Below are 14392 nucleotides of genomic sequence, written 5' to 3'. Positions count from 1 at the left end.
GCGGCTGGGGCAGGATCTGTCGACGATGACCAACCCACCGCAGGACGGCCGGCCGGCCGGTGAGCAGGGTCCCCGGCTGCCGGGGCCCCAGCACCAGCCCGGCCCGTGGGGCCCGCCGCCGCAGCCCGGCCCGTACGGGCAGCCCGGGTACGGCCAGCCCTGGGTCCAGCCGGGTCAGCCGCAGCACGGCCAGCCGTGGGGCGGTCAGCCGCAGTACCCACAGCCCCAGTACGCACCGCCCCAGTACGCACAGGCCCAGTACGCACCGCCGCAGCACGGCCAGCCGTGGGGCGCCCCGCCGTCGTACCCGCTCGCGCCCCGGCGCTCGCGCAAGGGCCTGGTCGCCGGCATCGTCGTGCCGCTGGTGCTGCTGCTGGTCGCCATCGTGCTCGCCCGGCTGTTCGGCGACACCGTGCTGGACACCTCGGCCGTCGAGGACGACGTCGCCGAGCAGTTCCAGGAGATCGAGGGCGTCGCGGTCGACCTGACCTGCGACGACGAGATGCAGGTCGAGCAGGGCGCGGACTACGAGTGCACCGGCACCACGGCCGACGACGAGGAGGTCACCATCCGCATCGTCATCACCGACGAGCAGACGGCGGCCTACACCTGGGAAGAGGTCTGAACCTCAGCCCAGCACGTCCGCCGGCCAGCCCAGCGCCGCACCGAGCCGCCTGAGGGAGGACTCGATGCCGTGCGCGGCGGCCAGGGCCGCCAGCGCGTCGGGGTCGGCCGGCCGGCGGGGGAGCGCGCCGTCGACCGCCGGCAGGTCGATGTCGCGGGCGACGGCGACGACCACCGGGGCGGCGTCGAGGTAGTCCGAACCCGCGTGCAGCCGCTTGAGGACGGCGGCGGTCAGCGGCGGCTCCGGGACGACGGTGCGCGCGGCGGCCGCGCGGATGCCGGCCAGGTCGCCGAACTCGGTGATCAGCGCGGCGGCGGTCTTCGCGCCGATGCCCGCCACCCCGGGCAGCCCGTCGCTGGGGTCGCCGCGCAGGACGGCGAAGTCGGCGTAGGCGCGCCCCGGGATGCCGTACTTCGCGGTCACGGCGGCCTCGTCGACCAGGTCGAGGTCGGTGATGCCGCGGGCGGTGTACAGGACGCGCACGCAGCGTGCGTCGTCCACCAGCTGGAACAGGTCGCGGTCGCCGGTGACGACGTCGACCGGGCCGCGGGCCCGGGTGGCCAGCGTGCCGATGACGTCGTCGGCCTCGTAGCCCGGGGCGCCGACCCGCGCCAGCCCGGCCGCGGCGAGCACCTCGACCAGGACCGGCACCTGCGGGCCGAGCTCGTCCGGGGTCTCCTCGCCGCCGTCGGGGGACAGCCGGTGCGCCTTGTACGACGGCAGCGCCTCGACGCGGAACGCCGGCCGCCAGTCGTCGTCCCAGCAGGCGACCAGCCGGTCGGGGGCGTGGGCGGTGACCAGCCGGGCGGTCATGTCCAGGAACCCCCGGACGGCGTTGACCGGGCGGCCGTCGGGGGAGGTGACGCTCGTGGGCACCCCGTAGAACGCGCGGAAGTAGAGGCTCGCGGCGTCCAGCAGCATCGTCGTCACGACTCGGGACGGTAACGAGCAGGGCCGACCGTCGGGTGCGCTGGTTACGCTCCGGTCGTGCCCGCCCCGACCGCGTCCCAGCCGCTGGTGACCCTCGACCGCGTGCGCACCGCGCGGGAGGTGGCCGACGAGACGGGGGTCGACCTGCTCGTCGTCACCCCGGGCTCGGACCTGCGCTACCTGTGCGGCTACGACGCCCACGCCATGGAGCGGCTGACCGCGCTCGCGGTGCCGCGGCGCGGCGAGCCCTTCCTCGTCGTCCCACGGCTGGAGGCGCCGATGGTCGAGGCCAGCCCGGCCGGCGCCCTCGGCCTGGAGGTGCTGGCCTGGGACGAGACCGACGACCCGTTCGCGCTGCTGGCCGGCGCGGCCACGGCCCGCCTGGGGTCCGCGCCCGCGCGCGTGGCCGTCGGCGACCGCACCTGGGCCCTGCACGCGCTCGGCGTGCAGGGCGCGCTGCCCGGGGCGGCGCTGGAGCTGGGCAGCCCGGTCGTCGACCGGCTGCGGATGGTGAAGACGCCGGCCGAGGTCGCCGAGCTGGCCGCCGCCGGTGCGGCCATCGACCGGGTGCACGCGCGGATGGGGGAGTGGCTGCGGGCCGGGCGCACCGAGGCGGAGGTCGGGGCCGACATCGCCGCGGCGATCCTCGCCGAGGGCCACGTGTCGGTGGACTTCACGATCGTCGGCTCCGGGCCCAACGGCGCGAGCCCGCACCACGAGCTGTCGGACCGGGTGGTCGGGGCCGGCGACGTCGTCGTGGTCGACATCGGCGGGGAGACGGCCACCGGCTACCGGTCAGATTGCACCCGCACCTACGCGGTCGGCCGCGACCCGGACGGCGAGGTCGCCGAGTGGTACGCCGTGCTGCAGGAGGCCCAGCGGGCCGCGACGGCCGCCGTCCGGCCCGGGGTGACCGCCGAGCAGGTGGACGCCGCCGCGCGCGAGGTGATCACCGCGGCGGGGTGGGGCGAGTACTTCATCCACCGCACCGGGCACGGCATCGGCCTGGACACCCACGAGGCGCCCTACATCGTCGCGGGCAACGAGCTGCCCCTGGTGGCGGGGATGGCCTTCTCCGTCGAGCCGGGCATCTACCTGCCGGGCCGCTGCGGCGCCCGCATCGAGGACATCGTCGTCTGCACCCCCGACGGCGCCACCGCGCTCAACGAGGGCCCGCGTGAGCTCGTCGTCCTCCCCGGCTGACCCCGGGCCGGTCACCTCCGGCGACGTCGACCGGGCGCTGCTCGCCGCGCTCGCCCGCGACGGGCGCGCCAGCTACACCGAGCTCGCCGAGCGGGTGGGCCTGTCGGTGTCGGCGGTGCACCAGCGGGTGCGCCGGCTGGAGCAGCGCGGGCTGATCACCGGCTACCACGCCAAGCTCGACGCACGGGCCCTCGGCCTCGGGCTGACGGCGTTCGTCGCCATCACCCCGACCGACGCCGCCACCCCGGACGAGGCCCCGGCGCTGCTGGCCCACCTGCCGGAGATCGAGGCCTGCCACGCGGTCGCCGGGGTGGAGAGCTACCTGCTCAAGGTCCGGACGTCGTCCCCCGACGCGCTGGAGGTGCTGTTGCGCACCATCCGGCAGACCGCCAACGTCACCACGCGGACGACGGTGGTGCTGTCCACCTCCTACGAGGACCGCCCGCCGCTGTAGCCGGGGCCGCCCGCTGGACACCGGATCGAACGTGTGTTCGGATGACCGGCATGCGGTGGGACGCCCAGCGGCTGGACGCCGAGGAGCCGGCGACGCTGCCCGGCATGCCGTCGATGCGCGGCCTGCTGCGCAGCGTGCAGGTGCCGGAGTTCCCCGGGCTGACCTTCCACGAGGTGCGTAGCAAGAGCGCGCTCAACGAGGTGCCCGGCGACTCGGCGGTGCCGTTCCGCTGGACGATCAACCCCTACCGGGGCTGCTCGCATTCGTGCGTCTACTGCTTTGCCCGTGGGACGCACCAGTGGCTGGAGCTGGACACCGGGAAGGACTTCGACACCCAGGTGGTCGTGAAGACCAACCTGGTCGACGTCCTGCGCCGCGAGCTCGCCCGGCCGTCCTGGCGGCGGGAGCACGTCGCACTGGGCACGAACACCGACCCCTACCAGCGTGCCGAGGGACGCTACCGGCTGATGCCCGGCGTGATCGGCGCGCTGGCCGCCGCAGGCACGCCGTTGTCGATCCTGACGAAGGGCACGCTGCTGCGGCGCGACCTGCCGCTCCTGGCCGCGGCGGCCCGCGACGTCCCGATCGGCCTCGGCGTCTCCCTGGCCGTCTGGGACGACGACCTGCACGCCTCGCTCGAGCCCGGGGTGCCCGGCCCGCGGGCCCGCCTGGAGCTGGTCCGGGCCATCGCCGACGCGGGGCTGTCCTGCGGGGTGTTCCTCGCCCCGGTGCTGCCCGGCCTCACCGACCGGCTGGCCGACCTCGACGCCGCGCTGGGGGCGATCGCGGAGGCCGGCGCGACCGGGGTCACCGTCGTCCCGCTGCACCTGCGTCCGGGCGCCCGGGAGTGGTTCTCCGCGTGGCTGGCACGCGAGCACCCGCAGCTCGTACCGCGCTACCAGCAGCTCTACCGCCGGGGGGCCGTGGTGGCGCCGGAGTACCGGACCTGGCTGGAGCAGCGGGTCGCGCCGTTGCTGGCCCGGTACGGGCTGGACCGGCAGGCCGGGGGAGCGGCGCGCGGGGCGGACGGGACACCCGCCGGCATCCCCGGCGACGCCGACCGCGCGTTCCCCGCCGGCAGCCTGCCGGCGACCCGGCCCAGGGGCCGGCCCGTCGCCGAGCCGGCGGGCGAGCAGCTCCCGCTGCTCTGAGGGCGGCTCTGCAGAGCAGTGGCACGTCGCGGCGTCCATACTACCGTTATCCCCAACGAACGCACTTTTGTGCGGGAAGGAAGACAAGCCACGACCCAGGAAGGGGGCGATCAGTTGCCGCGGCCCTCCGCCTCCCGCGCGGCGCGGGCCACGCTCCGCTTGGCGCGGACCGCGCCGCGGGGCGCCACCGGCTCGGCGCCCGCGGCCAGCGCCAGCCGGCGGTAGGAGTCGTAGGAAAGGGTCAGGTACTGCACGGCCAGCGCGTCGGCCCACTCGCGCCGTGACGGGGGAGCGGTGAGCCGCAGCTGCTGCGCGGTCCGCACGGCGTGCTTGGCGAAGGTCACCTGCAGCGCCTGCGAGGACAGCCGCGCGCCCACGGCCGAGGCCACTCCCGGGCCGCGCCGCAGGGCGGGCAGCACCCACGGGCTGTCGGCGAGGGCGGGGAAGCGGGCGCGGCACTCCTCCCAGGCGTGCCAAGCGGTCAGCGCGCCCGGCACCGACCACTCGCCGTCCTCGGTGCGCACGAGCACCCGCCGTGCTGTCGGGTGCACCTGCTCGCGGCGCAGCGACCGGAACTGGCCGACGGTCGCGGGCCACCCCAGGGCCAGCGCGCACCACGCCACGGTGCGCAGGTGCTCGGGGTCCTCGGTGCGGATCTGGGAGAGTGGCCGCAGCTCCAGGGTCGGCGGGTCGGGCTCCGGCGTGCGCACCACCGGCAGCGCGATCCCGCCGTACCGGGCCACCTTGCTGTAGAGGGCGACGGTGGCCGGCTTCCAGCCGCGGGCGTCCGCGATCGGGTCCATGCCCTCCGCGACCAGGGCGTCCGGGCCCATGCCGACCTCGAGGGCGGCGTCGACGAGCCGGCGCCACTGGGCCTCGTAGCCCGGAGGAGGGGGGAGGCGCTGCCACGCCCGCTCGGGAGGCGGGGCCGGCATCGCCGGGAGGGGCGGTTCCCACCGGTCGGTCATGACCTGATCGTACCGTTATGCCGAACAAACATGACAACGATCAACAGTGGTCCGGACAGACGAAGACATCGGCGCCTCCGGCACCGAACGCACCGACCGCCCGGGTGTCCGGTCTCTCACCGGCTCGCCGCGCGGGTCGAGGGGCCGATGGCGATGCTGGTCGGCGTGCGCACGGTGGGTGTCGAGGAGGAGCTGCTGGTCGTCGACCCGTCCGGACGGCCGGTGCCGCTGGGTCCGGCCGCGCTCGAGGTCGCGGCCCGGCGCGGCGAGGGGGAGACCGTCGAGCAGCACGACCGTGCCGAGCGGGGGGACGACGAGGCCGGCGATCCCCGCGGCAGCCTGGTTCCCGAGCTGAAGGCCCAGCAGCTGGAGTTCGGCACCCGGGTCTGCACCGGGCTGGACGACGTGGCCGCGGACCTGCGGCACTGGCGGCAGCGGGCGGACGCGGCGGCCCGAGGGGTCGGCGCCCGGGTCGCTGCACTGGCCAGCTCTCCGGTGCGCGTCGAGCCGCAGGACACCCCGGGGCGGCGCTACACGGAGATGGCCGACACCTTCGGGCTCACCGCCGCCGAGCAGCTGACCTGCGGCTGCCACGTGCACGTCGCGGTCGAGGACGACGAGGAGGGCGTGGCGGTCCTCAACCGCATCCGCGTGTGGCTGCCCGTGCTCACCGCGCTGACCACCAACTCGCCGTTCTGGCTGGGCCGGGACAGCCGGCACGCCAGCTACCGCGCCCAGGCGTGGAACCGCTGGCCGTCGTCCGGCCCGAACGAGCTGTTCGCCGACGCCGCGGCCTACCACCGGCTGGTCGAGGAGCTGCTCGCGACCGAGACGATCGTCGACACCGGGATGGTCTACTTCGACGCCCGGCTGTCCGAGCGGTGGCCCACCGTCGAGGTCCGGGTCGCCGACGTCGCCCTGCGCGCCGAGGACGCCGTGACGCTCGCCGGACTGGTGCGCGGGCTGGTGGACACGGCTGCGGGGGAGTGGCGGGCCGGGACCCCGGCGCCCGCCGTCCGCAGCGAGGTGGTCCGCATGGCCGCCTGGCGGGCCAGCCGCTCCGGGCTCGGCGCGGACCTGGTCCACCCCGCCACGGGGCGGCCCGCCCCGGCCGCCGAGGTGGTGGCCGCGCTGCTGGATCACGTCCGGCCCGCGCTGGTGGGGACCGGGGACGAGCAGCGGGTGGCCGACGGGGTGGCCGCCGTCCTGCACCGGGGCACGGGGGCGGACCTGCAGCGCCGGGTGCACGCGGAGACCGGCGACCTGACCGCGGTGGTCCGCGCGGCCGTCGAGGTCACCCACGCCTGACGACAGCCGGGTGAGCATCGCAGCGAGCTCTGCGAGCGAGGAGCGGAGCCCGGCGCGGGGTCGGCCATAGGGGCCGCGTGAGGACGGCGTCGCGCGCCACGTCCAGGGGCGGCGGTTAGGGTCCGGCCATGTACACCGCCAGCTGGCGCGACGTCGTCCGCCGGGACCTGTTCGGTCCCCGCCCGGACCCGCGCGACCGTCCCTACCGGCTCGTCATCCGGCTGGTGCTGGTGGTGTTCCGGCTGCTGCGCATCCCCTTCGACGTCCGGGGCTCCGAGCACGTGCCCACCAGCGGCGGCGCCGTGGTCTGCAGCAACCACGTCAGCTACCTCGACTTCACCTTCCTCGGGCTGGCCGCCCTGCCACGGCACCGGCTGGTGCGGTTCATGGCCAAGGCGTCGGTGTTCGCCCACGGGGCCTCCGGTCCGCTCATGCGGGCGATGCACCACATCCCGGTCGACCGCAAGGCCGGCGCGGCGGCGTTCGACCTCGCCGTCCGGGCGCTGAAGGACGGCGAGGTGGTCGGTGTCTTCCCCGAGGCGACGATCAGCAGCAGCTTCCGGGTCAAGGAGCTCAAGGCCGGGGCGGCCCGGATGGCGATCGACGCCGGCGTCCCGGTGATCCCCGCTGCGGTGTGGGGCGGCCAGCGGCTGTTCACCAAGCACCACCCGGTGAACCTGCAGCGCGGCGTGGCGGTCACCGTCGTCCTGGGGGAGCCGATCCGCCCGGAGCCGGGGGAGAAGGTCCAGCAGCTGCTGAAGCGCATCCGCACCGCGATGGAGCAGCTCGTCGACGACGCCCAGCGCACCTACCCGCAGCAGCCGGCCGGTCCCGACGACCGCTGGTGGCAGCCGGTGCACCTCGGCGGCACCGCACCGACGCTGGAGGAGGCCGGGCGGCTCGACCACTCCGACGTGCGCGGCACCCGCCCCGGCTCGACCCCGCTGGGCCGGATCAGGGCCCTCGTACGCCGCCGCCCGTGAGCCGCCGTCGGCCCCGTCCAGAGGCTCGCCGCGAGCGTGCGAGCGGTGAGGAGGACGGGGTCCTCCTTCAGTCGACGACCTCGGGTGCCATGAGCCGGAAGGCGTCCAGCTCCACGTCGTACCAGCGCCGCATCCGGCCCAGCGGCGTCATCCCCAGCCGGGTGCAGACCGCCACCGAGGCGGCGTTGCCGGGCCGCACCACGGCGTAGACCTCCGGCAGGCCGGCCCGGAAGCCCCGGTCGATGACCGCCCGCGCCGCCTCGGTGGCGTACCCCCGGCCCCAGCAGTCCGGATGGAGGTGCCAGCCGACCTCCACCTCACCCACACCGCGGGGCAGCGGCTTGAGCAGCACCGTGCCGGCCACGAGGCCCGGGCCGGCGACCTCCAGGGCCCACACGCCGAAGCGGTCGTCGGCCTCGGCCACCGCGCGCCACCGGCCGACCAGCTCGACCGGCGGCACCGACGGGGGGCCACCCAGCCAGCGGGTCACCTCGTCACGGCCGTAGAGGTCCACCAGGCGGGCCAGGTCGTCGCGGCCCGTCGTCCACGGCCGCAGGCGCAACCGGGCGGTGCGCAGCTGTCCGCCGTCGGCCGTCACGCCCCCTTGCCTACCGCCGCGGGCGACCCGCGGCCACCGGACACCGACCCCGGGACGGCGACCTCCGCGTCGGCGTGCTGTCCTTCCTCCCCGGGGCGCAGGGTGCGCCGCACGAGGGAGGGTGGCGGACGTGACGGAACCCGGCAGCAGCCTGCTGGTCACCGACGTGACGGTGGGCGACCGCCCCGGCCGGGCGGTGCTGGTGGACGACGGCCGGATCGCCTGGCTCGGCGACGGTGCCGACGCGCCGACCGCCGGTCGGGTCGTCGCGGGGGACGGGGCGCTGCTCACCCCGGCCTTCGTCGACGCGCACGTGCACGCCACCGCGACCGGCCTGGCGCTGACCGGCCTCGACCTCCACTCGAGCCTGAGCCTTGCTGACGCCCTGGCAGCGCTGCGGGCCCACGTCGCGGCCACGCCGTCCGGGATCGTGCTGGGCACCGGCTGGGACGAGACCGGCTGGCCGGAGGGCCGTGGCCTGACCCGGCACGACCTGGACGCCGTCGTCGGCGACCGGCCGGCCTACCTGGCGCGGGTCGACGTGCACTCGGCCACCGTCTCCACCGCCCTGCTGGACCGCGTCCCCGGCATCGCGGACCTGCCCGGCTCCCACCCCGACGGGCAGCTGCGGCTGGAGGCCCACCACGCCGCTCGGCAGGCCGCCTACGGCGCGGTGGACACCGCCCAGCGGGCCGCGGCCCAGCGGGCCACCCGGGCCGCGGCCGCCGCGCTGGGGATCGGCAGCCTGCACGAGATGGCCGGCCCCGAGGTCTCCGGTGCCGGCGACCTGGCCGGCCTGCTGGCGATCGCCGTAGCCGAGCCCGGGCCCCGGGTGCTCGGCTACTGGGGGGAGCTGGCCGAGCGCGGCGGGCTGGAGGTGGTGCGCGAGCTCGGCCTGGCCGGCGCCGGGGGCGACCTGTTCTGCGACGGTGCCCTCGGCTCGCACACCGCGGCGCTGAGCCGTCCCTACAGTGACCGACCCGAGACCGCCGGGCACCTGCGCTTCGACTCCGCGTCGCTGGTCGACCACGTCCGCGCCTGCACCCGCGCCGGCGTGCAGGCCGGGTTCCACGTCATCGGGGACGCCGCGGTCGACCAGGTGCTCGGCGCCGTCGGCACCGTCGTCGACGAGCTCGGTCGGGCCGCGGTACGGGCCTGCCGGCACCGCCTGGAGCACGTCGAGATGGCCGACGCGGCCGCCGTCGGGCGGATGCGAGACTGGGGGATGGTCGCCAGCGTGCAACCGGCCTTCGACGCCGCCTGGGGCGGGGACGCCGGGATGTACGCCGAGCGGCTGGGCGTGGACCGGGCGCTGGCCACCAACCCGCTCGCCGACCTCGCCGACGCCGGGGTCGCCCTGGCGCTGGGCAGCGACGCCCCGGTGACCGCGCTGGACCCGTGGGGCGGGGTGCACGCCGCGGTGGACCACCGCACGCCGGAGTCCGGACTGCGGCCCTTCGACGCCTTCGACGCGGCCACCCACGGCGGCTGGCACGCCGCGCGCGCCGAGCACCCGCAGGGTCCGCTGGGCGTCGGCGCCCCGGCGGACCTGGCGCTGTGGGCCACGGCGGAGACGCTCTCGGCGGTCCTCGCGGGCAGGGCGCGGCCCGCCTGCCGGCTGCTGCTGGTCGCCGGCGTGCCGGTGGCGGGCCCTGGCGCGTAGAGGGATCACGGTCCGTCCCGCGGTCCGCGGGGGCGGAGAACCGGTCCGTGCAGTGCCTGTAGTCCCACCCCCGGGGCACCGGCTCGTGCTCCCCCGGACCGGTCGCGCCGGCTCCTCGGCCCCGCGGTCGCACGCCTGCCGGCCGCCCACCGGGCCGCCGGGCCGGGGGGACCCCTGAACTGGGCGTCCGCGGTCGCGCGCGGGGATGGGATGCTGGGGAGCGGGGCCGCCGGTGGGGACGCCGGTGGTGCCGTCCCGTCCGACCGGATCGGGGCAGGCCAGCGACCGGGACCCCCGGCCGCGCGGGTGCACGGGAGGCACGGGTGCCGCCAGCGATCCCGAGCGGCACCCTCGAGCGGCCGGCCGGGTCCTCCGGCCCGGCGCCGGCGGCCGCGTCCCGGTGGCGCCGGGTGGGTGGGCAGGTGGCCTGGCGCACCCTGCTGGCCGCCGTCGGCGGGCTGCTGCTCCTGCTCGCCTTCCCGGGCTCCGCCTGGTGGCCGCTGGCCCCGCTGGGCCCCGCCGCCCTCGCGGTCGCGGTGCACGGGCAGCGCGCACGGTCCGGCGCCTGGCTCGGCCTCGTCCTCGGCCTCACGTTCTTCGTGCCGCTGCTGTCGTGGAGCGGCATCTTCGTCGGCTCCCTCCCGTGGCTGGCCCTGGCCGGCTCGCAGGCGGCGTACGTGGCCCTGCTGGGTGCGGCCGCCGCGGTCACGTCCCGGCTGCCGCTGTGGCCGCTGTGGGCCGCGGCGCTGTGGGTCGCCCAGGAGGCCCTGCGCGGGAGGCTGCCGTTCGGCGGCTTCCCCTGGGGCCGGCTGGGCTTCAGCCAGACCGAGGGCCCCTTCCTGGCGTTCGCCGCCTACGGCGGGGTGCCCCTGGTGGGCTTCGCGGTCGCCCTCACCGGCACGCTGCTGGCCGCTGCCGTGCTGCACCTGCGCCGCGGCGGACGGCGGGCCGCCGCGCTGGCCGCGCTCGGCGCGGTGGCCGTCCCGGCGCTCGGCGGGCTGGCCTGGCTGCCGCTGCCCGGCTCCTCGCTCACCGAGGGCGGCCCGACCCGGACGGTGGCCGTGGTGCAGGGCGACGTCCCCCAGCCGGGCCTGGAGTTCAACGAGCGGCGGCGGGCGGTCCTCGACAACCACGTCGAGCAGACCGTGGCGCTGGCCGAGGCGGTGGCGGCCGGGCAGCAGCCGCAGCCGGACCTCGTCGTCTGGCCGGAGAACAGCTCCGACATCGACCCCTACCAGAACGCCGACGCCGCCCGGCAGATCAGCCGCGCCGCCGAGGCGATCGGCGCACCGGTCCTGGTGGGCGCGGTCGTCAGCGGCCCGGGGGAGTACATCAGCAACACCGCGATCGTCTGGGACCCGGCGACCGGGCCCGGCGACACCTACGTCAAGCGCCACCCGGTCCCCTTCGCCGAGTACGTCCCGTTCCGCGACTTCTTCCGGCTGTTCAGCGACAAGGTCGACCTGGTGCGCCGCGACTTCGCCGCCGGGGACGAGATCGGGCTGCTGGAGATGGGCGGGGCGCGGATCGCCGACGTGATCTGCTTCGAGGTCGTCTACGACGGGCTGGTGCACGACGCGGTCTCCGCGGGCGCGGGGATGATCGTCGTCCAGACCAACAACGCCACCTTCGGCTACAGCGCCGAGAGCGCGCAGCAGGTCGCCGCGGCCCAGGTCCGGGCGGTGGAGTTCGGCCGCTCGGTCGCCCTGGCCTCCACCAGCGGGATCTCCGCCGTCATCGCCCCCGATGGCTCGCTGGCCGCCTCCTCGGGGCTGTTCGAGTCCGCCGTGTTCGTCGAGGAGATCGCGCAGCGGGACGCCCCGACGCTCGCCGAGCGCCTGGGCGCCGGCCCGGAGTGGCTGCTGTCGGCCCTGGGCGCCGGTGCGCTGCTGGTGGTGCTGGTGCCCGGGCCGGCCCGGCGCCGGTCGCGGGGGGAGGCGGCGTGAGCGGACTGCGCGTGCTGGTCGTCGTCCCGACCTACGACGAGGTGGACAACCTCGAGCCCGTCCTCGACCGGCTGCACGCGAGCGTCCCGGACGCGCACGCCCTCGTGGTGGACGACGGCTCGCCCGACGGGACCGGTGAGCTCGCCGAGAAGCTGGCCGCCCTGGACCCGCGGGTGCACGTGCTGCGGCGGACCACCAAGTCCGGCCTGGGCCCGGCCTACGTCGCCGGGTTCCGCTGGGGCCGGGAGCGCGGCTACGACGTCCTGGTCGAGATGGACGCCGACGGCTCGCACCACCCCGAGCAGCTGCCCGCCCTGCTCGCCGCGCTGGCCGGCGCCGACCTCGTGCTGGGCTCGCGGTACGTGCCCGGCGGCCGGGTGGAGGACTGGCCGCTGCACCGGCTGCTGCTGTCTCGCTCGGGCAACGTGTGGACCCGCTGGTCGCTGCGGCTGCCGCTGGCCGACGCCACCGGCGGCTTCCGCGCCGTGCGCGGGGAGCTGGTCGACCGGCTGCCGTTCGACGACGTCGCCAGCCAGGGGTACTGCTTCCAGGTCGACTGGGCCTGGCGGGCGGTGCGGGACGGCGCCCGGGTGGTCGAGGTGCCCATCACGTTCACCGAGCGCACCGCGGGGCGGAGCAAGATGAGCCGCTCGATCGTTCAAGAGGCGTTGGTACGGGTCACCTGGTGGGGCCTGCAGGACCGGCTGGCCGACCGGCTGCCGGGGCTGGTCCGCCGTCCCGTGCCGGGACGGGTCCGCGACGGCGGGCGGTCGACCGCGGTCCGGTAGGCGGACGCGGCGCCGGCGGCCGGGCGGGTGGGAGGAGAACCGTGGGACACCGCGTGCGCGTGCTGGTCGCCCTGTGGGCGGTCGCCGAGGTCGTCGTCTTCGTGCTGGTCGCGACCTGGATCGGCGTGGGCTGGACGCTGCTGGCCGCCCTGGCCACCACGGCCCTGGGCTGGGCGCTGCTGGCCCGCCAGGGCACCCGGGCGCTGGCCGAGCTGCGGGAGCGCACCCGGCAGCGGCGCCCGGCCGGGCGGGCCCTGGGGGACGCCGGGCTCATCGCCGCCGGCGGGCTGCTGATGGTCCTGCCCGGCTTCATCGGCGACGTCGTCGGGCTGCTGTGCCTGCTGCCGCCGACCCGGTTCCTCGTGCGCGGCCTGCTCGGCCGGGCGGTGGCCTCCCGGGTCCCGGTGCAGCTGCGCGGCCCGGTGCGGGTGCGCAGCGACCGCGCCCCGGGAGTGCCGTTCCCGGGTGGGCCCTCCGGGTCGCACGTCTGGCGCGACGGGCGGCCGCTGGTCATCGAGGGCGAGGTCGTGCGGGACGAGCGGGCACCGGGCACGCCGACCCCGTGAGCGACCGCCCGTAGACGCCAGGACGGCCCCGGTGGAGATCCCACCGGGGCCGTCTGGCGTGTCGTGCAGGTGCTCAGCTGGCGCGGGTCCGCCGGCCGCGGAGCACCTCGAGGCGCTCGGCCAGGACCTCCTCGAGGTCCTCCACCGAACGGCGCTCCAGGAGCATGTCCCAGTGCGTCCGCGGGGGCTTGACCTTCTTCGGCGCCGGCTCCGTGCCACCGACGAGCTTGGCGGCCGACCCGTCGAACTTGCACTCCCACGTGTCGGGGAGCTCCGCGTCGTCCGCGAAGGGCACGGTGAACAGGTGGCCCGTCGGGCACCGGTACTCCGCGTACTGCCGCTCGATCGGTGCGGTGTTCCGCTCGGTCTCGTAGCTCACGCTGCCCAGTCGGCTGCCCCGCAGGGAACGCTCGCCCATGGCACACCGTCCTCTCGTGCTGGTGGTGTTGGTCCGGACTCACCGTGCAGCAGTGCAGTACCCACTGCACGGCGGGATCACGAGGACCAACGACAGAGTTCGCGGAGAGATTCCGCGCAATCGATCCAGAATCATCGCATGGGGTGGTAACGCGACGCCCGGCGCCCCCCTGACGAGGGAAGACCCGGCGGCCGGACCGGCACGATCCCACCGGTGGGGGCTGTCCGCTGCCGGGACCGGGCGGCTGGTCCGGGCCGTGCGGCAGGAGGCGGACGTCGTCCCGCCGACCGACCCGGCACCGTGGGGCCGCTCGGTGGCCGACGAGCGGTACCTGCTGCTCAGCCGCCGGTGACCTCGGTCGCCGCCGCTGCTCCGGGCTGCCCCTGCGTCACGATCTTCCAGTAGGAGTCCTTGCGGCGGATGCGCCCGTCCGACGCCAGGTCGAACAGGTCGCAGCCGCGGACGCGCACCTCCTCGCCCGAGGTCGTCGTCCCGGTCAGCAGCCAGCGGGAGACCGCGTGGTCACCGCAGCTCCAGTGTTCGTCCTCGCCGTAGTGCACGTCCGGGATCCCGGAGAAGCGCGCAGCGAGCCCCTCGCGCACGGCTGCGGCACCGCTGTAGCGCGTCCCCCAGGGATCAGGGCCACGAGGGGTCTCCAGGACGCAGTCGTCGGTGAAGAGGCGCATGATCCGGTCCAGGTCGTGCGCGTTGAACGCGTCCAGCAACTGGTCGAGCGCCGGCTCATCGGTCATGCGGTGAGTGTCCATCCGGCGAGGCGCCCGGACGACGGG

15 protein-coding genes are annotated in these 14392 nt (G+C 76.3%); 10 read left to right on the top strand and 5 right to left on the bottom strand.

The window, feature by feature from the left end; genetic code table 11:
- The first annotated feature begins 25 nt into the window (after positions 1 to 25).
- Positions 26 to 625, top strand: coding sequence for a DUF4333 domain-containing protein (locus tag BLR12_RS05890; RefSeq protein WP_143018715.1), 600 nt, complete (start codon positions 26 to 28; stop codon positions 623 to 625).
- Between the two features lie 3 nt (positions 626 to 628).
- Here the strand turns inward: BLR12_RS05890 and BLR12_RS05885 are convergent, their stop codons facing one another.
- On the bottom strand, positions 629 to 1546 hold the full coding sequence (locus BLR12_RS05885) for a 5'-3' exonuclease (protein ID WP_091374858.1): 918 nt from the start codon (positions 1544 to 1546) through the stop codon (positions 629 to 631).
- A gap of 66 nt (positions 1547 to 1612) precedes the next feature.
- Here BLR12_RS05885 and BLR12_RS05880 point away from each other — a divergent pair, with 66 nt between their 5' ends.
- The 3 genes from BLR12_RS05880 to BLR12_RS05870 are packed head-to-tail and all read left to right on the top strand — an operon-like array spanning position 1613 to position 4363.
- A complete protein-coding gene (locus tag BLR12_RS05880) occupies positions 1613 to 2758 on the top strand; it encodes a M24 family metallopeptidase (RefSeq protein WP_255363326.1) in 1146 nt (381 codons plus the stop codon).
- Positions 2733 to 3212 carry an Lrp/AsnC family transcriptional regulator gene (locus BLR12_RS05875; protein ID WP_091374855.1) on the top strand — a complete coding sequence of 160 codons (480 nt, stop codon included), beginning with the start codon at positions 2733 to 2735 and terminating at the stop codon, positions 3210 to 3212. Before BLR12_RS05880 ends, BLR12_RS05875 begins: the two co-directional genes overlap by 26 nt.
- A gap of 41 nt (positions 3213 to 3253) precedes the next feature.
- Positions 3254 to 4363 (top strand): Rv2578c family radical SAM protein, encoded by a 1110-nt coding sequence (locus tag BLR12_RS05870; RefSeq protein ID WP_255363325.1) that lies wholly within the window; start codon positions 3254 to 3256, stop codon positions 4361 to 4363.
- A 110-nt stretch (positions 4364 to 4473) separates the two neighbouring features.
- Here the strand turns inward: BLR12_RS05870 and BLR12_RS05865 are convergent, their stop codons facing one another.
- Positions 4474 to 5331 (bottom strand): hypothetical protein, encoded by an 858-nt coding sequence (locus BLR12_RS05865; RefSeq protein ID WP_091374852.1) that lies wholly within the window; start codon positions 5329 to 5331, stop codon positions 4474 to 4476.
- Between the two features lie 147 nt (positions 5332 to 5478).
- On the opposite strand from BLR12_RS05865, the gene BLR12_RS05860 reads away from it, so the two are divergent.
- Positions 5479 to 6639, top strand: coding sequence for a glutamate--cysteine ligase (locus BLR12_RS05860; RefSeq protein WP_255363324.1), 1161 nt, complete (start codon positions 5479 to 5481; stop codon positions 6637 to 6639).
- Positions 6640 to 6767: 128 nt separating this feature from the next.
- Entirely contained in the window at positions 6768 to 7622 is an 855-nt protein-coding gene (locus BLR12_RS05855) for a lysophospholipid acyltransferase family protein (protein WP_091374849.1), read from the top strand.
- Between the two features lie 67 nt (positions 7623 to 7689).
- On the opposite strand, the gene BLR12_RS05850 is transcribed toward BLR12_RS05855, so the two are convergent.
- Positions 7690 to 8220: a GNAT family N-acetyltransferase gene (locus tag BLR12_RS05850; protein ID WP_091374846.1), complete on the bottom strand. Its 531-nt coding sequence runs from the start codon at positions 8218 to 8220 to the stop codon at positions 7690 to 7692.
- 130 nt (positions 8221 to 8350) lie between these two features.
- Here BLR12_RS05850 and BLR12_RS05845 point away from each other — a divergent pair, with 130 nt between their 5' ends.
- The 4 genes from BLR12_RS05845 to BLR12_RS05830 all read left to right on the top strand — a co-directional run bounded on the left by BLR12_RS05845 (position 8351) and on the right by BLR12_RS05830 (position 13183).
- Complete coding sequence (locus BLR12_RS05845; protein ID WP_255363323.1) at positions 8351 to 9883, top strand: amidohydrolase; 1533 nt, start codon at positions 8351 to 8353, stop codon at positions 9881 to 9883.
- 323 nt (positions 9884 to 10206) lie between these two features.
- The gene (gene lnt, locus BLR12_RS05840; protein WP_091374839.1) at positions 10207 to 11829 is read left to right on the top strand and encodes an apolipoprotein N-acyltransferase; all 1623 of its coding nucleotides are present in this window, start codon (positions 10207 to 10209) and stop codon (positions 11827 to 11829) included.
- The gene (locus BLR12_RS05835; RefSeq protein WP_091374836.1) at positions 11826 to 12617 is read left to right on the top strand and encodes a polyprenol monophosphomannose synthase; all 792 of its coding nucleotides are present in this window, start codon (positions 11826 to 11828) and stop codon (positions 12615 to 12617) included. The genes lnt and BLR12_RS05835 overlap by 4 nt, the downstream gene beginning before the upstream one ends.
- A 41-nt stretch (positions 12618 to 12658) precedes the next feature.
- The gene (locus BLR12_RS05830; protein WP_091374833.1) at positions 12659 to 13183 is read left to right on the top strand and encodes an FxsA family protein; all 525 of its coding nucleotides are present in this window, start codon (positions 12659 to 12661) and stop codon (positions 13181 to 13183) included.
- Between the two features lie 73 nt (positions 13184 to 13256).
- Here the strand turns inward: BLR12_RS05830 and BLR12_RS05825 are convergent, their stop codons facing one another.
- Positions 13257 to 13601 carry an RNA polymerase-binding protein RbpA gene (locus BLR12_RS05825; RefSeq protein WP_091374830.1) on the bottom strand — a complete coding sequence of 115 codons (345 nt, stop codon included), beginning with the start codon at positions 13599 to 13601 and terminating at the stop codon, positions 13257 to 13259.
- A 338-nt stretch (positions 13602 to 13939) separates the two neighbouring features.
- The gene (locus tag BLR12_RS05820; RefSeq protein ID WP_176832373.1) at positions 13940 to 14353 is read right to left on the bottom strand and encodes a nuclear transport factor 2 family protein; all 414 of its coding nucleotides are present in this window, start codon (positions 14351 to 14353) and stop codon (positions 13940 to 13942) included.
- Positions 14354 to 14392 lie beyond the last annotated feature (39 nt).

Source organism: Geodermatophilus sp. DSM 45219 (assembly GCF_900104025.1).
Taxonomy (GTDB): Bacteria; Actinomycetota; Actinomycetes; order Mycobacteriales; family Geodermatophilaceae; genus Geodermatophilus.
This window is presented reverse-complemented; position numbering and strand designations above follow the sequence as displayed.

Bases quoted from the DNA above. Each gene is read 5' to 3' on its own strand.
- BLR12_RS05890 (WP_143018715.1), top strand. From the start codon at position 26: ATGACCAACCCACCGCAGGACGGCCGGCCGGCCGGTGAGCAGGGTCCC.
- BLR12_RS05885 (WP_091374858.1), bottom strand. From the start codon at position 1,546: ATGCTGCTGGACGCCGCGAGCCTCTACTTCCGCGCGTTCTACGGGGTG.
- BLR12_RS05870 (WP_255363325.1), top strand. From the start codon at position 3,254: ATGACCGGCATGCGGTGGGACGCCCAGCGGCTGGACGCCGAGGAGCCG.
- BLR12_RS05865 (WP_091374852.1), bottom strand. From the start codon at position 5,331: ATGACCGACCGGTGGGAACCGCCCCTCCCGGCGATGCCGGCCCCGCCT.
- BLR12_RS05860 (WP_255363324.1), top strand. From the start codon at position 5,479: ATGGCGATGCTGGTCGGCGTGCGCACGGTGGGTGTCGAGGAGGAGCTG.
- BLR12_RS05855 (WP_091374849.1), top strand. From the start codon at position 6,768: ATGTACACCGCCAGCTGGCGCGACGTCGTCCGCCGGGACCTGTTCGGT.
- BLR12_RS05825 (WP_091374830.1), bottom strand. From the start codon at position 13,601: ATGGGCGAGCGTTCCCTGCGGGGCAGCCGACTGGGCAGCGTGAGCTAC.
- BLR12_RS05820 (WP_176832373.1), bottom strand. From the start codon at position 14,353: ATGACCGATGAGCCGGCGCTCGACCAGTTGCTGGACGCGTTCAACGCG.